The organism is Shewanella eurypsychrophilus (assembly GCF_007004545.3).
Lineage (GTDB): Bacteria > Pseudomonadota > Gammaproteobacteria > Enterobacterales > Shewanellaceae > Shewanella > Shewanella eurypsychrophilus.
This window is the reverse complement of the sequence record NZ_CP045503.2, coordinates 1,727,765-1,747,582: the sequence shown is the minus strand read 5'-3', so window position 1 is coordinate 1,747,582 and position 19,818 is coordinate 1,727,765. Positions and strand designations below refer to the sequence as shown.

22 protein-coding genes are annotated in these 19,818 nt (G+C 46.3%); 15 read left to right on the top strand and 7 right to left on the bottom strand.

The genetic code is table 11. From position 1 onward, the window contains the following. Window positions 1–42: 42 nt before the first annotated feature. Window positions 43–588: a carboxymuconolactone decarboxylase family protein gene (locus tag FM038_RS07365; RefSeq protein ID WP_142872645.1), complete on the bottom strand. Its 546-nt coding sequence runs from the start codon at window positions 586–588 to the stop codon at window positions 43–45. 199 nt (window positions 589–787) lie between these two features. On the opposite strand from FM038_RS07365, the gene FM038_RS07360 reads away from it, so the two are divergent. The 8 genes from FM038_RS07360 to FM038_RS07325 all read left to right on the top strand — a co-directional run bounded on the left by FM038_RS07360 (window position 788) and on the right by FM038_RS07325 (window position 10,498). Further along, window positions 788–1,687: a LysR family transcriptional regulator gene (locus FM038_RS07360; RefSeq protein ID WP_142872644.1), complete on the top strand. Its 900-nt coding sequence runs from the start codon at window positions 788–790 to the stop codon at window positions 1,685–1,687. Between the two features lie 272 nt (window positions 1,688–1,959). Further along, a complete protein-coding gene (locus FM038_RS07355) occupies window positions 1,960–3,318 on the top strand; it encodes a GntP family permease (protein WP_142872643.1) in 1,359 nt (452 codons plus the stop codon). A gap of 100 nt (window positions 3,319–3,418) precedes the next feature. Next, the gene (locus tag FM038_RS07350; protein ID WP_142872642.1) at window positions 3,419–4,603 is read left to right on the top strand and encodes a glycerate kinase; all 1,185 of its coding nucleotides are present in this window, start codon (window positions 3,419–3,421) and stop codon (window positions 4,601–4,603) included. 220 nt (window positions 4,604–4,823) lie between these two features. After that, the gene (gene panP / locus FM038_RS07345; protein ID WP_419555622.1) at window positions 4,824–6,482 is read left to right on the top strand and encodes a pyridoxal-dependent aspartate 1-decarboxylase PanP; all 1,659 of its coding nucleotides are present in this window, start codon (window positions 4,824–4,826) and stop codon (window positions 6,480–6,482) included. A gap of 409 nt (window positions 6,483–6,891) precedes the next feature. Then, entirely contained in the window at window positions 6,892–7,785 is an 894-nt protein-coding gene (locus FM038_RS07340) for a metal ABC transporter substrate-binding protein (RefSeq protein ID WP_142872641.1), read from the top strand. After that, the gene (locus tag FM038_RS07335) at window positions 7,778–8,641 is read left to right on the top strand and encodes a manganese/iron ABC transporter ATP-binding protein (protein WP_142872640.1); all 864 of its coding nucleotides are present in this window, start codon (window positions 7,778–7,780) and stop codon (window positions 8,639–8,641) included. The genes FM038_RS07340 and FM038_RS07335 overlap by 8 nt, the downstream gene beginning before the upstream one ends. A gap of 32 nt (window positions 8,642–8,673) precedes the next feature. Then, a complete protein-coding gene (locus tag FM038_RS07330) occupies window positions 8,674–9,603 on the top strand; it encodes a metal ABC transporter permease (RefSeq protein WP_142872639.1) in 930 nt (309 codons plus the stop codon). Next, window positions 9,587–10,498 carry a metal ABC transporter permease gene (locus FM038_RS07325; RefSeq protein ID WP_142872638.1) on the top strand — a complete coding sequence of 304 codons (912 nt, stop codon included), beginning with the start codon at window positions 9,587–9,589 and terminating at the stop codon, window positions 10,496–10,498. Before FM038_RS07330 ends, FM038_RS07325 begins: the two co-directional genes overlap by 17 nt. Window positions 10,499–10,581: 83 nt before the next feature. Here FM038_RS07325 and FM038_RS07320 read toward each other — a convergent pair whose 3' ends face one another. Next, window positions 10,582–10,983 (bottom strand): thiol-disulfide oxidoreductase DCC family protein, encoded by a 402-nt coding sequence (locus FM038_RS07320; RefSeq protein ID WP_142872637.1) that lies wholly within the window; start codon window positions 10,981–10,983, stop codon window positions 10,582–10,584. Between the two features lie 260 nt (window positions 10,984–11,243). Here FM038_RS07320 and FM038_RS07315 point away from each other — a divergent pair, with 260 nt between their 5' ends. The 5 genes from FM038_RS07315 (at window position 11,244) to FM038_RS07295 (ending at window position 14,290) form a co-directional block, all read left to right on the top strand. Continuing rightward, window positions 11,244–11,738: a hypothetical protein gene (locus FM038_RS07315; RefSeq protein WP_223293018.1), complete on the top strand. Its 495-nt coding sequence runs from the start codon at window positions 11,244–11,246 to the stop codon at window positions 11,736–11,738. A 230-nt stretch (window positions 11,739–11,968) separates the two neighbouring features. Continuing rightward, on the top strand, window positions 11,969–12,886 hold the full coding sequence (locus tag FM038_RS07310) for an AraC family transcriptional regulator (RefSeq protein WP_142872636.1): 918 nt from the start codon (window positions 11,969–11,971) through the stop codon (window positions 12,884–12,886). 46 nt (window positions 12,887–12,932) lie between these two features. Continuing rightward, on the top strand, window positions 12,933–13,649 hold the full coding sequence (locus tag FM038_RS07305) for an AzlC family ABC transporter permease (protein WP_142872635.1): 717 nt from the start codon (window positions 12,933–12,935) through the stop codon (window positions 13,647–13,649). Then, complete coding sequence (locus FM038_RS07300; protein ID WP_142872634.1) at window positions 13,646–13,948, top strand: AzlD domain-containing protein; 303 nt, start codon at window positions 13,646–13,648, stop codon at window positions 13,946–13,948. Before FM038_RS07305 ends, FM038_RS07300 begins: the two co-directional genes overlap by 4 nt. A 33-nt stretch (window positions 13,949–13,981) precedes the next feature. Continuing rightward, window positions 13,982–14,290 (top strand): NIPSNAP family protein, encoded by a 309-nt coding sequence (locus tag FM038_RS07295; protein WP_142872970.1) that lies wholly within the window; start codon window positions 13,982–13,984, stop codon window positions 14,288–14,290. Window positions 14,291–14,335: 45 nt separating this feature from the next. On the opposite strand, the gene FM038_RS07290 is transcribed toward FM038_RS07295, so the two are convergent. The 4 genes from FM038_RS07290 to FM038_RS07275 all read right to left on the bottom strand — a co-directional run bounded on the left by FM038_RS07290 (window position 14,336) and on the right by FM038_RS07275 (window position 17,385). Next, window positions 14,336–15,022: a helix-turn-helix transcriptional regulator gene (locus FM038_RS07290; RefSeq protein WP_142872633.1), complete on the bottom strand. Its 687-nt coding sequence runs from the start codon at window positions 15,020–15,022 to the stop codon at window positions 14,336–14,338. A gap of 348 nt (window positions 15,023–15,370) precedes the next feature. Further along, entirely contained in the window at window positions 15,371–15,865 is a 495-nt protein-coding gene (locus FM038_RS07285) for a GyrI-like domain-containing protein (protein WP_142872632.1), read from the bottom strand. A gap of 91 nt (window positions 15,866–15,956) precedes the next feature. Then, entirely contained in the window at window positions 15,957–16,340 is a 384-nt protein-coding gene (locus FM038_RS07280; RefSeq protein ID WP_142872631.1) for a VOC family protein, read from the bottom strand. 106 nt (window positions 16,341–16,446) lie between these two features. Next, window positions 16,447–17,385: a hypothetical protein gene (locus FM038_RS07275; RefSeq protein WP_223293017.1), complete on the bottom strand. Its 939-nt coding sequence runs from the start codon at window positions 17,383–17,385 to the stop codon at window positions 16,447–16,449. Between the two features lie 289 nt (window positions 17,386–17,674). Between FM038_RS07275 and FM038_RS07270 the strand changes: the two genes are divergently transcribed. Together FM038_RS07270 and FM038_RS07265 are read left to right on the top strand one after the other, a co-directional pair. Next, window positions 17,675–17,962 carry a YkgJ family cysteine cluster protein gene (locus FM038_RS07270; protein ID WP_142872630.1) on the top strand — a complete coding sequence of 96 codons (288 nt, stop codon included), beginning with the start codon at window positions 17,675–17,677 and terminating at the stop codon, window positions 17,960–17,962. A 274-nt stretch (window positions 17,963–18,236) separates the two neighbouring features. Further along, window positions 18,237–18,584 carry a hypothetical protein gene (locus FM038_RS07265; RefSeq protein WP_142872629.1) on the top strand — a complete coding sequence of 116 codons (348 nt, stop codon included), beginning with the start codon at window positions 18,237–18,239 and terminating at the stop codon, window positions 18,582–18,584. A 399-nt stretch (window positions 18,585–18,983) separates the two neighbouring features. Here FM038_RS07265 and FM038_RS07260 read toward each other — a convergent pair whose 3' ends face one another. After that, entirely contained in the window at window positions 18,984–19,817 is an 834-nt protein-coding gene (locus tag FM038_RS07260) for a helix-turn-helix domain-containing protein (RefSeq protein ID WP_142872628.1), read from the bottom strand. Window position 19,818 lies beyond the last annotated feature (1 nt).

Below are 19,818 nucleotides of genomic sequence, written 5' to 3'. Positions count from 1 at the left end.
TCTGACACAAGTGTCAAGTTTTGTTGTTTCAACTCACGTCAATTAAGCCACTTTGTTCAGTGACACTTTTGGAAAGTCGATATCTAATTGACTCGCCTTACCGAGAATGTTGGTCATTAGGTTCATGCCGACATGAGTAATGATCTCGACAATATCTGCTTCGGTGTAGCCCGCTGCGCGCACCGCGGTTAACTCTGCATTGGTCACATCACCGTTATGTTCGGCGAGAGAGGTAGCAAATTTAACCGCCTCTGCAGCCTTTGCATCTTGGCTGGTGCCAGCGCGATTGGCCTCTATTTCATCACCATTGAGACCCGCTTTACGACCCAGTGCCGTGTGAGCTGATAGGCAATACTCACAGCCGTTTTGTTCAGCCAAGGCTAACGCAATACGCTCACGAGTCAGCGGCGTTAAGCTACCTTCCCCGGCAATGCCATGTAAGCCTAGAAAAGCGCGAAGCGCAGCGGGTGAGTTGGCGAACACTTTCAAGAAATTTGGCACCATACCCAGCTGAGACTGAATCGCCTCTAAAAGTGCTTTTTGTTCATTATTGGCAGTTTCGTTTTCGATTAAATTAATGCGGCTCATGGTCGTTCTCCATTATATAAATTGCTCGTTGGTTTATCGGTAACAAGCCTTCTGTGCTTGCTTGGTAACTAGATTGCCAAATTTCACTTTAAAGAAGAATACCCGTATATTACATTTTATAATTCCAGTAAATGGAATAAGAACTCTAGTAAATTAATAGCTAGTGAAGTAATGGGCTAGTGAAATAATGGAATAACAAATGGATAGATTTCATCTTCTCAAAGTATTTATTGCCGTAGCTGAAGAGCAAGGGTTCGCTGCCGCGGCAAGAAGACTGAACATGTCGCCACCTGCGGTTACCCGCGCCATCGCAGGGCTCGAGCAGCAGCTCAATGTCAAACTACTCAACCGCACCACACGTTTTGTCAGGGCGACCGATGTTGGGCTGCGTTACTTAGATGATGCTAGGCGTATCTTGGCAGACCTTAGCGCTGCCGATGAAGCGGTAACGGGCATAAACGCAGAGCCACAGGGACATCTTACCGTCACGGCGCCTGTGATGTTTGGTAGTCTGTTCGTTATGCCGACCATAGTCCGATACCTGCAGATACACCCCAAAATGGAAGTCTCAGCCATCTTTCTAGATCGGGTGGTTAATATGCTCGAAGAGGGTATAGATGTGGGAGTAAGGATAGGTCAACTGCCTGATTCGAGTATGCGTGCAAGACGGGTAGGCTCAGTCAGGTTGGTGCTTTGTGCATCACCACAATATATCCAGATCCACGGCCTTCCCCAACACCCAGATGATCTGCATCAACACACGATTATTGCCTCAAAGGCCGGCAATAATGGCCTAGACTGGCGTTTTCCTGATGGCAAAATGATTAAGTCGGTTAAGGTCAAACCCCGTCTAACCGTCACCACCAACGACGCCGCCATCTCATCGGCCATCGAGGGCTTGGGGATCACCCGTTTACTCTCATATCAAATCGCTGGGCAACTCGCCTCGGGTGAGCTTAAAATTTTACTGGAAGACTATGAGCCAGAGCCAAGGCCTGTGCACATCATCCATCGAGAGGGCCCCAATGGTTCGGCCAAGGTGCGCAGTCTGGTTGACTTATTAGCAGAACAGCTTACGAATGATCCGGCATTAAATTAATGCAAATACCTATACCTCACCTCAACAACAGTGTTTAAACGCTCAAATTATTGCAGGATCTCATCTGACCACCACGCACTTTTGTGCGTACGCACAAATTACTGACTAATAAAGGTGATAAATTAGTCTCTAGTCACGATGCCTGATTGTACTTAGCACAGGATAATACCCAAAGCCTGAAATACCTTAGCCGTCGATCTTAAATACGACTAGCGAGCCGGGTTAACCCATAAAAATAGCTATTAATAATACCCATAAACCAGGGACCCCCTATGAGCCAAGTACTGATCTTGTTGGCAGTGATATTTTTCATTGTTATTGCCACCTCAAAATTCAAACTACATCCATTTTTGACGCTGATTTTAGCCTCATTCCTTACTGCATTTGCCTATGGCCTTCCTAGCGCAGATATTGCCAAGACTATCACTAGCGGATTTGGTGGTATTCTTGGCTATATCGGTCTGGTTATCGTACTCGGTACCATTATTGGTACCATATTAGAGAAGAGCGGCGCGGCCATCACCATGGCAGACGTAGTCATCAAGGTACTGGGGAAACGTTTTCCGACCTTGACCATGTCGATCATCGGCTACCTGGTCTCAATTCCAGTCTTCTGTGACTCAGGTTTTGTTATTTTGAACTCACTCAAGCAGTCGATGGCCAATCGCATGAAGGTCTCGAGTGTCTCTATGAGTGTCGCCTTAGCGACGGGTCTGTACGCGACTCACACATTTGTCCCACCGACGCCGGGCCCAATTGCCGCTGCCGGTAACTTAGGTCTAGAATCGAATCTTGGCTTAGTCATCTTTGTTGGTGTGTTTGTCGCAGCAGTAGCCGCACTAGCAGGCACGCTGTGGGCTAATCGTTTTGCCAATGTCGAACCTGATGGTGAAGGCGCCGAAGAGCTTAAAAATAATGTAGAAGACTTCGACACGCTAAAAGAAGCCTACGGTACATTACCGAGCCCTACTCGTGCATTTGCCCCTATCTTCGTGCCTATCTTGCTTATCTGTTTTGGCTCAGTCGCTAACTTCCCTTCGGCGCCGCTAGGCAATGGCATATTATTTGACGTACTTGCCTTCCTAGGCCAGCCTGTCAATGCATTGATGATTGGTCTGTTCCTGTCTATTTCGCTACTTAAAAGCAGTGAAAAGGTTAAAGAGTTCAGCGAGCGTATCACTCAAGGTTTAGTCGTTGCTGCGCCTATTTTGTTAATCACAGGTGCTGGCGGTGCATTTGGCGCCGTGCTTAAGGCGACTGAGATTGGTGCCTTCTTAGGTACATCACTTTCAGCATTAGGTATCGGTATATTTATGCCATTCATTGTGGCAGCAGCACTGAAATCAGCTCAAGGCTCATCAACTGTCGCCCTAGTGGCTACATCGGCATTGGTTGCTCCAATGCTGGGTGATATTGGCCTTGCCAGTGACATGGGCCGCGTACTGACAGTGATGGCAATCGGTGCCGGTGCTATGACTGTTTCTCATGCTAATGACAGCTTCTTCTGGGTCGTGACTCAGTTTAGCCGCATGAGCGTTAAACAAGCCTATAAAGCGCAAACCATGGCGACGCTGGTTCAAGGTCTTACCGCAATGACCTTAGTGTATATCTTGAGTCTCATTCTGCTTTAAACGCTCGGCCCACAGTTCAGTGGCTGTCACAGCAGCCACTGACATTTTATACTTCACTCAGCACCTTGTTCTTCCGACAGCCGCTTTAGGATCCCAATCAATGAAAATAGTTATCGCTCCCGATTCATTCAAAGAAAGCCTGAGTGCCATGGAAGTCGCCAACGAAATAGAACGCGGCTTTAAATCAGTCCTACCCAATGCAGAGTATCTAAAACTACCTGTTGCCGATGGCGGCGAAGGCACAGTGCAGTCTATGGTCGATGCGACCAAGGGCTCCATTATCGAACTCGACGTTATCGGCCCCCTGGGCAACAGAGTTGCAGCACATTACGGCATACTGGGCGATGGGTATCAGTCAGATAGAAAGACCGCCATCATCGAGATGGCAGCGGCCTCTGGCCTGCATCATGTTTCAGTTGAAAAGCGCGATCCTCGAGTGACCACCAGCTACGGCACAGGACAACTTATCTGTGATGCACTAAATCGCGGCATCACGCGCATTCTTATCGGCTTAGGCGGCAGTGCCACTAACGATGGTGGTGCTGGTATGGCCCAAGCCCTTGGCATTCATCTACTCGATGAGTCAGGCAAGGCGCTCAGTGTCGGCGGCTCAGCACTTAACGAGCTTCACACCATAGAGATGAAAGATAGACACCCGCTTATCCAGCAATGTGAATTTATCGTGGCGTGCGATGTAGATAATCCCTTATGCGGTGATAAAGGAGCATCGGCTATTTTTGGTCCACAAAAAGGCGCAACACCCGAGATGGTGACAGTTCTTGACAGTGCGCTATCCCAATACGCGGATATTATTGCCAGCACGATTGCCAACAAACACCTCAATAACACAGTACTTGAAGATAAACGTCACACCCCAGGTGCGGGCGCGGCTGGCGGAATGGGATTAGGGGTCATGGCCTTCCTCAACGCCACACTCAGACCCGGCATAGATATCGTTATGGAGACGGTTAAGCTCGATGAGAAGATACGAGGCGCAGACTTAGTGATCACAGGGGAAGGTAAACTCGATAGCCAAACTCTGCACGGTAAGACCCCTATGGGCGTCACACGCGTCGCCAACGCACAGGGGATCCCGGTTATCGCCATCGCAGGCTGTGTCAGTGATGATGCTAATGTGTTGCTCGAACATGGTATATCAGCCATCTTCTCTATCACGCCAAGGGCACTTCCTTTGGAAGACGTACTGGCCAATGCTAAACATAACTTGTTTAGCGCCTCACAGAATATCGCCGCTCTCTATGCCATGAAAATAAAGCAGTCATAAGTATCCCAGAGACGGTAAAATGGAGTCTTCCTCTGTTTACCGTCTTCAGATAACCTCAATGGCACTGAGCCTAAACAATCGCCATCGCTTTACATTCCCCATGAATCGTTTTAACTTTGCCACTTGATGCACCAAAGCGCATAAAGTAAAGTGACCCCCCTTTGGAAAACTGCAACAAATAGCAGTTCCTGTTGAATAGTGTGATAGTTAAGAGATAAACATGTCGATGACACCAAGACGAGCCACAGCTTCTGAAGAGGCATTACTGCGTATCTTCACCGTACCAGAAGCCCCTGATTCAACATTAAGCGTCATCGAACAGAACATATCGCAAAACTTGATGGGCTTCCTGCAAGAAAGTGTGGTTGCCATCGAGAAGCCTCTGTCTGAGATAGAATTAGACTTTCAGCAGCATCAAATTCCCTCAGCACCTCAGTTTGTTTCAGACTATGCCGATGAGATGATGAAGACCTTAGTGGCCCACTCGGTTCATACCTCATCGCCTAGCTTTATCGGTCATATGACATCTGCTCTTCCATATTTCGTCTTGCCCTTGTCTAAGATGATGGTTGGTCTGAATCAAAACCTGGTAAAAATCGAGACATCTAAGGCCTTCACGCCACTGGAACGTCAGGTCTTAGGCATGATGCATCACCTGATCTACAGTGAAGACGATAAGTTTTATAAAAACTGGATGCACAGTGCTAACTACTCCCTCGGGGCATTTTGCTCAGGCGGCACGGTTGCTAACATCACAGCCCTATGGATAGCGCGCAATCAGCTGTTAAAAGCAGATGGCGACTTCAAAGGCGTATCGGCTCAAGGCCTGATGAAGGCCCTGCGTCACTATGGCTATGCTGATTTAGCCATCTTAGTCTCAGAGCGTGGTCATTACTCGTTAGCAAAAACGGCAGACTTGCTTGGCATAGGCCGTGAGAACATCATTAAAATCCCCACATCGAGTGATAACAAGGTCGATGTGGATAAGATGCGCGCCATGGCAAAACAGCTTAAGCATGACAACATCAAGGTGATGGCCATCGTCGGCGTTGCGGGCACCACAGAGACGGGCAATATCGACCCCTTAGATGAGCTTGCTACATTGGCAAGTGAACTTAAGTGCCATTTCCACGTCGATGCGGCTTGGGGTGGCGCCTCGCTATTATCGAACAAGTACCGCCATCTGCTTAAGGGCATAGAGCGTGCGGACTCAGTCACAATCGATGCGCACAAACAGATGTATGTGCCCATGGGCGCAGGTATGGTTATCTTCAAAGACCCAAGCTTTGCCAACGCCATTAAGCATCATGCAGAATATATTTTACGAAAGGGCTCTAAAGATTTAGGCAGTCAAACCTTGGAAGGTTCACGCCCGGGTATGGCCATGTTGGTCCATGCCTGCCTGCAGGTCATTGGCCGAGATGGTTACGAAATCCTAATAAATAACAGCTTAGAAAAAGCTCGTTACTTTGCTGAGCTTATTCATAAAAATGAAGATTTTGAAGTGGTATCTGAACCGGAACTCTGTCTACTCACTTACCGTTATGTTCCCAAATCGGTGCAACAGGCAATGTTAAAGGCAAGAGAGAGCGGTAACACTGAAAAGTTAATCGAATTTAACGGCTTACTCGACGGCCTGACTAAATTTGTGCAGAAACGTCAACGAGAACAAGGCACCTCATTTGTTTCTCGTACCCGTATTAATCCCGAAAGTAGCAGCGGACTCAATATTCAATCTGTGGTGTTTCGTGTGGTCTTGGCTAATCCCCTCACCACCCATGAAATACTGCAACAGGTCCTAGCCGAGCAGATAGAGATAGCCAAGCAAGATAATAAGTTCTTGCCGCAACTGTTAGCACTCGCCTCTCACTCGTCTTAACCATGTGACAAAACCATAAAGAAGCCGTTTATCAAACGGCTTCCGCTTCCCTTAAACCTAAACTCAATACCTCATAACCCGCCTCTGTCACTATTCTCACTCAACAAAAGTGTGTGCTTCCACTGGGCTGAGAACTTCTAATCCCGGGTTTAACCAATTTAACCCCCTCCCACATGGCTTCATAGGTGGTCTGCACCAGTCTCTTAACCAGAGGCCTAGCATCAGCTAACAGGTGCTATAAAGCATTAGAATTCAGCCTACCCTGCCCCTACGAGTTACATCCCCATGCTCATCCCTACTCTCACCCCCCTTAATTGATAATAATTATCATTTGCATTGAGGTTTTCTTTATTCCCTGCTAGCCTTGAGTCTCCCTCCCGCACATAAGCGCACATAACAAGGAACAAATATGCTTCGTACATTTGGTTTGCTGCTCACTATCACCCTCTCCTTCTGGTCTCAAGACCTGCTTGCCAGCCAGAGTGATAAATTTAAGGTCATCACCACCTTCACCGTTATCGCAGATATGGCGAGAAACGTGGCGGGCGATGCCGCTATTGTCGAGTCAATCACCAAACCAGATGCCGAAATTCATAACTATCAGGCGACACCGGGAGATATTCGTCGGGCCCAGGGAGCCGATCTCATTTTGTATAACGGTCTCAATCTGGAACTCTGGTTCGACAAGTTTTTTCACAATCTCAATGAGGTTCCCCGCACCATAGTCACCAAAGGCATAGAGCCTATGGGGATTTCTCAGGGCCCTTACTCAGGTAAGCCTAATCCCCACGCCTGGATGTCAGCCCCCAATGCCCTGATCTATGTGGAAAATATCCGTCTGGCCTTGGTCCGCTATGACAGTAAAAATGCGCCAAGCTATAACGCCAATGCCAAACGGTATTCGGCGCAAATCCTCGCCGCCGTCGAACCATTCAAGGCGCAGTTAGACGCAGTCGCGAAAGACAAACGTTGGCTGGTGACCAGCGAGGGGGCATTTAGCTACCTGACTCGAGACTATGATCTAAAAGAGCTCTACCTTTGGCCTATCAATGCTGATGCTCAAGGCACCCCGCAGCAGGTAAGAAAGGTTATCGACCAGATGAGGCAGCAGAAAATCCCCGTCATCTTCAGTGAGAGCACGGTATCGGCCAAACCCGCTCAGCAAGTGGCAAGAGAAACCGGAGCTAAATACGGCGGTGTGCTTTATGTGGACTCTCTGAGCAGCAGCTCTGGACCGGTGCCGACCTATATCGAGTTACTCACTACGACACTGAGCACCATAGCCAGGGGGCTAAATGAGTAAATTAGCAAGTGGACTCACAGTCAACGACATTACTGTCACCTACCGCAACGGTCATACAGCGATTCACGATGCCAGCTTTGACTTACCCAAGGGCTCTATCACAGCACTGGTCGGCGTTAATGGCAGCGGTAAGTCCACCCTATTTAAATCCATCATGGGCTTCGTCACTTTGGCAAAGGGTAAGGTTGAGATATTAGGTTTGTCAGTTAAACAGGCGCTAAAAAGCAACCTAGTGGCCTACGTCCCTCAGAGCGAAGAGATAGACTGGAACTTTCCTGTGTTGGTGGAAGATGTGGTCATGATGGGGCGATATGGCCATATGAACATGTTTCGCATCGCCAACAAGCGTGATGAAGAGATGGTGAATATTGCCCTAGACAGAGTCAACATGAGGGCATTTCGCAAGCGTCAAATCGGTGAACTGTCCGGCGGACAGAAGAAACGCATCTTTCTCGCCAGAGCTCTGGCCCAAGAAGGCCAAGTCATCTTGCTCGATGAACCTTTCACCGGCGTGGATGTGAAGACAGAAGATCAGATCATGGCACTACTGCGTGAGCTACGCGCCGAGGGCAAGGTTATCTTGGTATCGACCCATAATCTGGGCAGCGTGCCCGAGTTTTGTGACAGAACCGTCCTCATCAACCGCACCGTACTCGCCGCCGGCCCCACCAAGTCAGTATTCACTCAAGAGAATCTGCAGCAAGCATTTGGCGGCGTGTTGCGCCACTTCGTATTAGGCGGCAAAGATCTTCATCAGGATGATGACGCCAGACAGGTAACCTTGCTGACAGATCATGAGCGGCCAGTGGTGCTATATGGTGATGAGCGCGACACACAAGTGGTCAGAAGCGAATAGCGCTTAGTAAATAGCAACAAAAAGTGAATCCTATGATTGAAACTCTATTACAACCCTTCGAATATAGTTACATGGTAAATGCCATATTCATCAGTGCCTTGGTCGGAGGTGTATGCGCCTTCCTATCCGCCTACCTGATGCTTAAGGGCTGGTCCCTGATTGGCGATGCGCTGTCACACTCTATCGTTCCCGGTGTCGCCGGCGCCTATATGTTAGGTCTGCCCTTCGCGCTGGGCGCCTTCTTCTCCGGGGGGCTCGCGGCAACGACCATGCTATTTCTCAGTCAACGCTCTAAGCTCAAAGAAGATGCCATCATAGGACTTATCTTCACTTCCTTCTTCGGCCTCGGCCTGTTTATGGTCTCTCTTTCTCCCACTTCGGTGAACATTCAAACCATAGTGCTGGGCAATATTCTGGCCATCACCCCAGAAGATACCCTACAACTCCTGTTGATTAGCGGCATATCTCTGGTCGTATTAATGCTGAAATGGCGAGATCTTATGGTGGTTTTCTTCGATGAACACCATGCCAGAAGCATAGGCCTCAACCCCAATGGCCTGAAGATCCTCTTCTTCACTTTACTGAGTGCATCGACAGTGGCGGCGTTGCAGACAGTAGGCGCGTTTCTGGTTATTGCCATGGTCGTGACACCGGGGGCGACCGCTTATCAGCTTAGCGACCGATTTGGCATTGTCGTCATCTTGAGTGTCGCCATAGGCGCGATGACCTCATTAGTCGGCGCCTACCTGAGCTTTTTTATCGATGGGGCTACCGGCGGCATTATTGTGGTGCTACAGGCGTGCGTTTTCGTGCTGACATTTGTGTTCGCGCCTAAGCATGGCTACCTGGCGACAAGACGAAGGGCAAAACACGTCTCAGCCACTAACTTAAAAGCCGCCTCTAAACAAAAGCCGAAAAACATTGCAGCCAGTACAGGAGTCCCCAATGACCAGCTTATTTAACTCGGGTCTGGACGCATTGCTCTTACCCTTTAGCTTTACCTTCATGCATCAAGCCTTTGCGATTGTCCTGTTAGTGGCAATTCCCACCTCTGTGCTCTCCTGTTTTCTAGTGCTCAAGGGCTGGTCGCTGATGGGGGATGCCATCTCCCATTCGGTACTCCCCGGAGTTATCTTGGCCTATGTGCTGTCTATCCCCTATGCCATAGGGGCATTCGCCGCCGGTATGTTCTGCGCGTTAGCCACTGGATTTATCAAGGACAATAGTCGTCTCAAGGAGGACACTGTGATGGGAGTGGTGTTTTCCAGCATGTTTGGCTTAGGCTTAGTGCTGATGACTAAGATTGAGACCGGGGTGCACCTAGATCATATCTTGTTCGGCGATGTACTCGGTGTGAGCTGGATAGATATACTAGAAGCGGGTGGCATTGCGCTGCTTGTCATCAGTTTCATTCTATTCAAGGGGCGGGATCTGCTGGTGTTTGTGTTCGATCACCAACATGCCAAGGCCATAGGTCTGCCTGTGGGACTGCTACATTATGGTCTACTGTCGATACTCTCCCTCACCATAGTCGGTGCACTTAAGGCTGTAGGTATGATTCTGGTTGTCGCCATGTTGATCGCCCCCGGTGCCATCGCCTTCCTGTTAACCCGAAAGTTTCAATCTATGATGCTAATCGCGCTGCTTATCTCGACCCTGACTTCCTTCTTGGGGGTCTACCTCAGCTTCTTTATCGATAGCGCCCCGGCGCCAACCATCATCATGCTGATGACACTGATCTTCATCTGTGTGTTTTTCTATTCCGGCTATCAGACGAGGCGTGCCTCCTCGCCCCGTTCTACTTTCATACTGAAAAACCAACCAGAACGGCAGCACAGTTTAGAAACGGCCAAATAGCGAGTGACGAACTTAAGTCTATAGCTCGTGACTCGAGGCTTTCTTAGCCTTGTCTTGAGCTCGATACTTTATTGGATTGCGAGTCAATCAATAAACCGGCTGCGCAGCTCTTCTGTAGGTAACATACAGGTATCACGCTTACCGAACAGAGAGTAACGCCGACTGCCCAGCCCGTTATAGAAAAAATCCCTAAATGAACGTGGCAATACCTTAAAAACTAGCAGTAACTTCCAAACACCAGCTAAGTCCTTACAGATCTCAAGCGCCGCATCGGTACGGGTGTAACATTTTCCCTGCTTGATAAGAAAGAAGGTATCGCCATAATCACTCACAAGGGAATATCTGCTCATCAAGTCTTTCGCAGCCTCGCTTTGCATAGGCGTAAAGCAAAACCTCTGCTTAGGATCTCGCTTAATGATGAAGTTGACCGCACCATTGCAGAGATTACACACACCATCGAAGATGATGATATTTCTGGTTTCCATGGCACTCCTTTATTGCTTAACCATGCTTAACTGGCCTTCTCTTAAACCAAACGTTACGCCAAGTTCTAAACCAAGTGGCTAAGTGACCAAGTGGTTATTGAGTTTGAGTTTGAGTTTGAGTTTGAATTTGAGATTTACAATTAATCCCCAATATCTGGTTCAGAAATTGCTAACTCTTTAATTTAAAGAAATCGTTAGAGAAATAGCTAAAGGCTTCAGGCTTTAGATTTAACAATCGTATCCAGAGGAAGGACAGTAACATGATGACAGTTAATGGCTACAATGCTTATTTAAATACAGGTACACAAATTAATAAGCCTGCAGAGACTCAAGCTAGCCAGGCAATTGCGTCAAACTCAGTCAAAACTCCGCAAGCCCAGAGTCATGTCATCGACCCAGCCAGACAATACCAAGACAGGCAATATCAAGACATAGTCACGCTTTCATCAGACTCACAAGCCTCTAAAAAGCCCGAAGCCGACACCTATGAACAACTTGGCTCACAAGCCAAGCAAAGAGCCAGCTTACAAGATGTAATGCAGACCATACTGGACAAACGCACTGGCATTGACCGTGAAAAATTAGATGAGATCGAAGCTCAAATACAAGCCATTGCGAAAAGTGACACCTTAAGCAATGAGCAGAAAGAAGCACAGATCAAACTGTTAGAGGAGCAAAAGACTCAGCTGATACAAGAGTTTGTCGAGAAAAATGAGCAAAATCAGCGGCAATTCAATGACCAAGAACTCTCGTAGCAACTGGCCTTCATAGCGACTAACTTTCGTAGCTACAGGCATTCATAGCAGCGGCAAAACAGATGCCGCTAACGGGCAAAGGTTCACCGCATTAACGGCAATGAGCGGCGACTGAATGACTCGCTACTGTAGCTTGCCCTTGATAATCGTTAAATGTAACGAGCGAACAATTTTGTACAAAAGCAATATCCATTTATGCGCTATGATGACTCAGCACAACGAGGAGCATCATGGCGCAAACGGCACTTAAGGCAGACAAGCAAGATTCTGCAAAGCAGAGAAACAGTAGCGAAAAAGCGGATTTTACCTTGGCTCAAGAGCTAGGGGGTATTGAGCTGCTCGATGCCAGTTATCAAAAACAGAACTTCTCCCGTCACAGCCATGAAGGCTACACAGTTGGGGTGATAGAAACTGGTGCACAGAAATTCTTCCGTACCGGCAGCAATCACTTAGCACCACAGAACAGTATAATACTGGTCAACGCCGATGAGGTACATAACGGCTGCTCAGCCACTGACAATGGCTGGTCTTATCGTGCCATGTACCCGCTGCCTGAGCAGTTCTCCTCGATTAACCAAGAATTAGGACTTTCCTCGAAAGGTGCACCTTATTTTCCCGAGGCCGTGGTCCACGACAAGTCGATGGCCGACATGCTTCGCATGACATTTCAGACTCTTAAAGAGTCCGATAACAGACTACTACGAGAATCTGTTGTTTATGCCACCATGATTAAGCTCATGGCACGTCACAGCAAGCACAAAGGCGAGCAGCAATCACAGACATTAGCTCAGCCTCAACTGGCACTGGTGAAACAGTTTCTCGATGATCATCCTGGCGCCGATGTATCACTGGAAGAACTGGCGCAATTAGCAGGACTTAGCCCTTTCTATTTGATTAAACAATTTCAGCACACCTTTGGTCTGCCTCCCCATGCCTATCAAATCCAAGCGCGAATCAGGCTCGCCAAAAAACAAATTCGAAACGGCAATAAATTGCTGGATGTCGCCTTAGCCTGCGGCTTTCACGACCAGAGCCACCTTAACCGTCACTTTAAACGCACCATGGGCGTCACACCGGGACAGTACGCCAAAGAGTTTACTGGTATGAGAAAAAGTGCAAGTTTGTACAAGCCAGCGTATCTCAGTTAAGTTAACTTAATGGCTAATGTTATCAATAAAAGTGATCAAAAGATTAATGAGTTCCCAGACGCAAGTAATAAAGCAAGAGGGGAAATTTAGCGGTTTCTTAAAAGGCGCCTTAGCTGTAATGCCACTCACCATAGCCGTGATCCCTTGGGGGATTTTAGCAGGCTCTTTTGCTCTGGATGCCGGCTTATCTCCTTTCGAGAGTCAGGCCATGTCTGCCATTATTTTTGCAGGTTCAGCGCAGCTGGTTGCAACTGGAATGATAAAAGCAGGAATTGGCTTAACCAGTATTTTAATCACCACCTTACTCATCACATCACGGCACTTTCTCTATGGCATGGCCATGCGGCCGCAAATCAGTCCCATGCCATTCAAATGGCGACTCGTCTTAGGCTTTCTGCTTACCGATGAGCTCTTTGCCATCGCCAACCAAGGTAAACAGCACAAGCTAAATCCTTGGTACGCCTTAGGCGGTGGATTTAGCTTTTACTTAGGTTGGAACCTCGCCACAGCAGCTGGCATTATCGCGGGTCAAACAATTCCCAATCTGGACACTTGGGGGCTGGATTTCGCTATTGCTGCGACCTTTATCGCCATTGTCGTGCCTTCGGTGAAGAAACCATCGGTCCTATTTTGTGTACTGGTCTCTTTAGTCGGCGCAGTGGTCTGTGAGCTATTAGCCATTCCCGCAGGATTACTTATCGCAGCCTTGCTTGGTATGACCTGCGGTACTCTCTACGCCAAACTTACGGGAGAGAAAACATGATCTGGTTGACAATTTTTGCCATGGCGGCTGTAGTATTTGGCAGCCGATACCTGTTTTTAGAGCCCAAACTTCCGGTACGACTCAGCAAGAATACGTTGGCATTTTTGAGTTATTCAGCCCCAGCCGTACTCACAGCCATTTTTGCTCCCATCGTCTTTATTCGGGAAGAACATTTAGATTTGAGCTTAGATAACAGCTATTTGATATGCGCTATCTTAGCCGCATTTTTGGCATACACAACGCGCAGTGTCTTACTGACTACAGTAGTGAGCATGGGATTGTTTTTTTTCATTCATTAATCAGATAGGAATTTAACTTTGAAACACTCAACAATGAACGTCACCTGTCATGTTAAATATATAATCAATCCGGATATGATTGAAGAATTTGAGCACTATGCCCAGCTCTGGATCCCGTTGGTTGAAAAGTTTGGTGGCCAGCATCATGGTTACTTTCTGCCTAGCGAGGGAGCAAATGATATCGCGTTAGCCTTATTTTCATTTCCTAGTCTGGCTGATTATGAGACCTACCGAAATGAATCAGCCAATGATGCCGATTGTCTCGTTGCATTTGATTATGCCAAAAAGCACAAATTCATCTTAAGGTATGAGCGAAATTTTATGCGGCCAATCTTAAACTAAAGAAAGATTAGAGCAGAGTCTGTCTACAAAGCTGGATTCCCCTCCCTACTCCGTACCATACTTAGCTTCCATCATCGCGATGTAATCATGCATCTCTTCACCCGGTGATACCGCAAAGTGTCGCTGCTGATTTATGAGTCCGGTGATCCTATCGACTCTGAAGTTACGAAAATCATTTCTCAATTCACACCAGGCCAACAAGGTCCAAGTTCCCTTCCAAAAATAGATGGCCAGAGGACGTATCTCCCTTTGACTGGTATCTTCTTTAGCATCGCGATAATCCATCAATAGATACTCTCTTAATCGTGAGGACTTTCTGAGCACATCGAGAAACTTAAACTCATCGCTATCGATATGAAAGTCCGGAGCAAACATCAAGGATTGATAATCCTGCAAGCGTTCTGGTAAGACAGCTTCAACCTTGATCATCGCCTGTTTAGCAGCGCTGGAGAGCTCTTTGCCACCCCAGGCCTGCACCATGCGCATGCCAACCTGAATCGCCTCAAGTTCAGCCTCATTAAACATCAGCGGAGGCACATTCACCTCTTGGCGAAGCAAGTAACCCACTCCTGCTTCACCTTCGATAGGGATGCCGCTTAAACACAGATCTTGGACATCGCGATATATGGTTCGGGTCGAGACTTCCAGCCGTTCGGCCAGCTGCTGCGCCGTCGTTAATCGCCGAGTTCGAAGAACTTGTACTATCTGAAATAACCGATCCGCTCGACGCATATCTTTCCTTGATGTTTGTATCTACCGATTTAAACAGAGCTTAACCTATTTCCTTTGTTTCACACCAATGTAGATATCCACACCATTCATAATCGGTATAGCACTCATAATAGGTCTTTGTATCTACAGCATTAAACAGTAACTTAGCCTATTTTTGTTTTATACCAATGTAGATATCCACCCCATTTATAATCGGTATAGCACTCATAATAGGTCTCTGTATCTACAGCATTAAACAGTAACTTAGCCTATTTTTGTTTTATACCAATGTAGATATCCACCCCATTTATAATCGGTATAGCACTCATAATAGGTCTCAGTATCTACAGCATTAAACAGTAACTTAGCCTATTTTTGTTTTATACCAATGTAGATATCCACCCCGTCCATCGAGGTATAGCATTCATAATCGGTATTATAGCTGCGCTCAAACTGACAGCTGCTAGCTTCAAAGTACTGCCATATCTGGCCCCATAGGCTGATCACAATCCCAGGCATCTCACCCTTAGCACTAAAACACAGGTATTCCCCAGCAGCTAACGTCAGCTCAGTTAACTCAGCATTACCAGCTCCCGCTTGACTCAAACCCGCCAACAATCCCGTAAGAACAGAAAACTCACCATTATGATCGGACTCATAGTCATAGTAACAGCCATAAACAGGTGATTGAGTATTGCTCTGTACTTCACTACGACTCATAAATTGCTGCCAAAGTGGGGCAATTTTCTGTGTCTCTACATCTTGTTCGGCGTGATTCGATGTCGTTACTGCCAGCCCACACACACATATGGTCGCTTGAGTAACCAATTCTGGTGATACCATGACGTCCTTAATCTCACTCATTCACTTTCCTTACTTCAATACAGTCTTACTTCAATAAAACCATGCAGTCTAAGCAGAGCTTAAGCCGAATATTATTCGGCTTAAGCGGTCACTATCTGTTTTTTGACCAGAGACCGACCGTGTTGCCTTCGCTGTCTTCAAATAAGGCGATGAAGCCACATTCGCCTTCCTTGATTGGCATCACAGGCAGTAGCACTTTCACGCCAGCTTTAGCAATACTGTCTACCAAAGGTGTTAGTTCATCACTCAAGTGAAGGTACAACACACTACCATGGGCTGATGGCTTCATCATTTCATGTTTAACTAAGCCAATACTGGCCGCTTCCTTATCCTCAGTCTCCAGAACAGCCATCTCCATATCGTTCATGGTTTCACGTCTGAAGCTGACAGAAAAATGCTTGCCATAAAACTCAACGGCTCTATCCATGTTTTCGACGGCTATTTCGCCCCAAACCAACGGTGCTTGTTGTAACATGTTGAACTCCTTGTAATAACTAAGCTAACACTCAATATGAGTGTTTGTCCCTTAGCGATGAAACAAGCATAAAACAGGCCTACTGACACCATAGTGTCAGTAGTGTTTAAATATTCTGGAACATCACCTCTAACCGTAAGGTGATGATGGCTTGATCTAACCTGTCTTTATCCAACTCTTTGCTCCAGTTATATTCGGGGGTGATCTCGAAGAACAACCATTCACGTAAGAAGTTTTGTCGATAGGTTACCGCGATTCTGGCATTTTCAACATAATGATACGGCGTATCGACACCATAGATACTGGCAATATAATTAAGCGCCTGTTTGCTGCTGATGTAATGATACAGATTCAAGCTACTACCAAACTCCCAGCCATTATCACGATTTTCATACTGAGCAACAGCGCTCCAACGCAATAAGAAATCTTCATCGAAAGAGTGCTCAATATCAAACTCTGTCGACTCTCCGGTCACCTTTTTCTCTTGATAGATTTTCTGTGTAAGCCGGGTGATGGTGCTTTGTGAAATGGGATAGGTATAACGCCATCTAGCCTCTAGCTTAGGCTTAAAATTGGCCTTAATATTGAAGCTGACTCTGTCTTTAGCATACCAGTCATACCTAAGACCAATATCTCGTTCGCCATCATCATTCGGCCCTTTCAGAAAAGCAAACGGGTCATCTTCCCCTTGTGAATCTATGATGACTTTAAGTTTTTCATTCACGCCGGGTAGATTAAATCTGGCATTAAGGTTTGTCCTGTATTTAAAGCCTTCGATGCCGTAATAGGAGAAGTCATTAGTCCAGCGGACTAAGGTCCCGGCCCGAGCGTCTTCTTGTGTGCGCTCATCGACGAAGAAGCTATCGAACCAGATAGCTGGCTGACAAAACTTAGTATTGAGATAATCGAAGGCTTGATCGAAGGCGGTATCATCGGCGGAATGGGTTAAACAGGGATCGATGACCTCTGCAGCCTTATCGGCTGTGGCTTTCACTTGTACTGATTTATCGGTCTTCTTTACATTCGATAGTTCTGTATTGCTCACTACAGCTGGCTGTTTGGGCTCGTTGGCACGAGCTTGAAAATGAGTCAAAGCTATAATAGTAAATAATGAGAATATTAAGGTTTTAACCTGCAACTGCTGTTATCCAATTTAATACTGATAACTCAGATAGTAACATCTGCTCGTCAGCTTTGTTAACAACAATGAAGCTTAGTGCCTTGCAGGTTGAATTCAGGTTTGTCGCACCTTACGAGGTATTAAGGCTATATTAACTCGAGAACCCAATCATTATAGAGTATCCTATTGGCCATTGAGTTTATTGTTGTTGTTTATGACCATTAAAGTAAAAAACATACCCGTTCCCGAAGTCACATGTTCAACCTGCCAGGCATGTTGTTGCAGTTTGGAAGTCAGGATTATTTCAGATACCGGTGTTCCCAATCATCATATCGATATTGATTTTTATGGGAATGAAACAATGTTGCGTTTAGATGATGGTAGGTGTTCTGCGCTAAATAGAGATACTTTAATGTGTTCAATCTATGAGCACCGACCATGGGTTTGTCGAGAGTTTGAAGTCGGCTCATATGAATGCATGAATGAACGTATGGGAAATTAATCATATTCTATTAATCTCAATACCTTAATCTATCACGAGAGAACACGACGAGATAAAACAACTCACTCAAGCGCTTTCAAGCATTGAATAAACAGTGATAAGCAGCACAAAAACAAATTGTTCATCATCAACTTAGCGCAGCGTCACATACCTAACTTTGATATACGTGCTAGCCTCGTCCATCGAAACATAGCAACTCACATAAATTAGAAATGCTATGCAATATCATCTAGATAACAGATGCATTGATGGAATCAGAATAGGGTTTATTGTAATGAAAAAAATACTACTCGCAGGGCTCATGAGTTGTTTATTTATGGGTTCGGCATCCGCTAAGAACCTTGAAACAGATGTCGCACTTGGCATGGCAAGCTTAATGTTCTGCACCACTTTTTACAGCGAAAATGATATGCAAATTGAAGGTGCTATTGTGGGGCAGTCGATGACGGCACATAGAAATGCTGGTATTGAAGAGATGGTAATGTCAAAAGCAACTAGCGACCTACTCGACGAACATATGCTTAAGTACAATTCTGCCAACAAAGAGCAAAAAATTAACTTATGTGAGCACGCTATTAAATTTGCTCGTGAAAGTGATTTTGTAGAAGCTAACGCGTCATAGGCCAAAGCATTTACATTCAATAGGCACTTACGCTCAATAAACACATCGCCATGCCTCTTATACCAACGGGTATCAGTCAGAGGTGATGTGTCAGCTCACACGTATTACGCCAGACTCTACAATCCAAGCCTTATACCATTTCCATTAAATAAGTGACCATTCAGCGGGAGTTAAAAACGCTGTAGGCAAGATAAGGGGATTGAAGCTAATAGTTATTCTATATCGAAAGCCACTTTCGCAGCTTAAAGTGTTTTTAAACCCGCACTTCGTGAGCTTCTCAGGGCTTCTACTTCTGCGTTGCATTGCCTCAAAAGGGAATAACCATTTCGTCAACAATGCGTCTTGAATTTAAAGCCCTGAGAAAGCTCTGAATTGATCATATGTTTAATGGAATTGGTATTAGTTAACACCACCGTAAACATCAATGGTTAAGCCTCTGTCTTTAGCGTACTTTTTCGGTGTTTGGCCTATCTGCTTTTTCAAGTGACGAATAAGGTGAGGCTGATCGCTAAAACCAAACTTCAACGCGACGTCAACCCAATCGATCTCATCGGCATTGCGTTGATAAAGGTATTCCAACATCGCCTCTAACTTGTTCATTGTCTGGCACTGTTTCAATGTCAATCCAGTGACTCGGCTAAAACTCCTTTCTAATGTTCTTTGTGAGCAGAAAAGCTGCTCACCCATTGCAGATATTGATGTGCTGTCCAGAACGGTAAGCGCTTTTCGAGTCAATGCGCTATGTTGATCTTCTTTCACCTTATCAAGCCAAGGCAAAAATAAAGCATCCAATTGATCGCAACAAGCTTCAGGATCATTGATAGCGATATCCATCAGCCTCTGTTGATTAAACTCACTTGAACTAAATAGGCTAGCAAGATTTACACCCTCAATAGCATCTAAGCTTGGATGGGAATACGCTGACAACCCTAGAGAGTACAATGCGCCAATATTGAATTTAACGCCTAAATGAATAAATGGCTTCGAATGATCGAGCTGAAAAGTTTGCAAATGAGGTAACAGCAGATGACTCCCATAACCATCAGCTGTGCCTACATCCATACCATAATGATAAGCTTGATGACTAGGGGAGATGATTAAGTGAGCCGCAGGATCTGGGTTTAACTTGGGATACTGATAACTTTCAGCACCAGGGAGTTTCTCAATAAGCCAATAGCACTCAATATATTTGGCGACGTCTTGGGACTTGGGCACCTGAAGCCAATTGATCATT

Bases quoted from the DNA above. Each gene is read 5' to 3' on its own strand.
- FM038_RS07320 (WP_142872637.1), bottom strand. From the start codon at position 10,983: ATGGAAACCAGAAATATCATCATCTTCGATGGTGTGTGTAATCTCTGC.
- FM038_RS07330 (WP_142872639.1), top strand. From the start codon at position 8,674: ATGATTGAAACTCTATTACAACCCTTCGAATATAGTTACATGGTAAAT.
- FM038_RS07260 (WP_142872628.1), bottom strand. From the start codon at position 19,817: ATGATCAATTGGCTTCAGGTGCCCAAGTCCCAAGACGTCGCCAAATAT.
- FM038_RS07355 (WP_142872643.1), top strand. From the start codon at position 1,960: ATGAGCCAAGTACTGATCTTGTTGGCAGTGATATTTTTCATTGTTATT.
- FM038_RS07265 (WP_142872629.1), top strand. From the start codon at position 18,237: ATGAAAAAAATACTACTCGCAGGGCTCATGAGTTGTTTATTTATGGGT.
- FM038_RS07290 (WP_142872633.1), bottom strand. From the start codon at position 15,022: ATGCGTCGAGCGGATCGGTTATTTCAGATAGTACAAGTTCTTCGAACT.
- FM038_RS07270 (WP_142872630.1), top strand. From the start codon at position 17,675: ATGACCATTAAAGTAAAAAACATACCCGTTCCCGAAGTCACATGTTCA.
- FM038_RS07325 (WP_142872638.1), top strand. From the start codon at position 9,587: ATGACCAGCTTATTTAACTCGGGTCTGGACGCATTGCTCTTACCCTTT.
- FM038_RS07310 (WP_142872636.1), top strand. From the start codon at position 11,969: ATGGCGCAAACGGCACTTAAGGCAGACAAGCAAGATTCTGCAAAGCAG.
- panP (WP_419555622.1), top strand. From the start codon at position 4,824: ATGTCGATGACACCAAGACGAGCCACAGCTTCTGAAGAGGCATTACTG.
- FM038_RS07365 (WP_142872645.1), bottom strand. From the start codon at position 588: ATGAGCCGCATTAATTTAATCGAAAACGAAACTGCCAATAATGAACAA.
- FM038_RS07285 (WP_142872632.1), bottom strand. From the start codon at position 15,865: ATGAGTGAGATTAAGGACGTCATGGTATCACCAGAATTGGTTACTCAA.
- FM038_RS07305 (WP_142872635.1), top strand. From the start codon at position 12,933: ATGAGTTCCCAGACGCAAGTAATAAAGCAAGAGGGGAAATTTAGCGGT.
- FM038_RS07295 (WP_142872970.1), top strand. From the start codon at position 13,982: ATGAACGTCACCTGTCATGTTAAATATATAATCAATCCGGATATGATT.
- FM038_RS07360 (WP_142872644.1), top strand. From the start codon at position 788: ATGGATAGATTTCATCTTCTCAAAGTATTTATTGCCGTAGCTGAAGAG.
- FM038_RS07340 (WP_142872641.1), top strand. From the start codon at position 6,892: ATGCTTCGTACATTTGGTTTGCTGCTCACTATCACCCTCTCCTTCTGG.
- FM038_RS07300 (WP_142872634.1), top strand. From the start codon at position 13,646: ATGATCTGGTTGACAATTTTTGCCATGGCGGCTGTAGTATTTGGCAGC.
- FM038_RS07280 (WP_142872631.1), bottom strand. From the start codon at position 16,340: ATGTTACAACAAGCACCGTTGGTTTGGGGCGAAATAGCCGTCGAAAAC.
- FM038_RS07315 (WP_223293018.1), top strand. From the start codon at position 11,244: ATGATGACAGTTAATGGCTACAATGCTTATTTAAATACAGGTACACAA.
- FM038_RS07350 (WP_142872642.1), top strand. From the start codon at position 3,419: ATGAAAATAGTTATCGCTCCCGATTCATTCAAAGAAAGCCTGAGTGCC.
- FM038_RS07335 (WP_142872640.1), top strand. From the start codon at position 7,778: ATGAGTAAATTAGCAAGTGGACTCACAGTCAACGACATTACTGTCACC.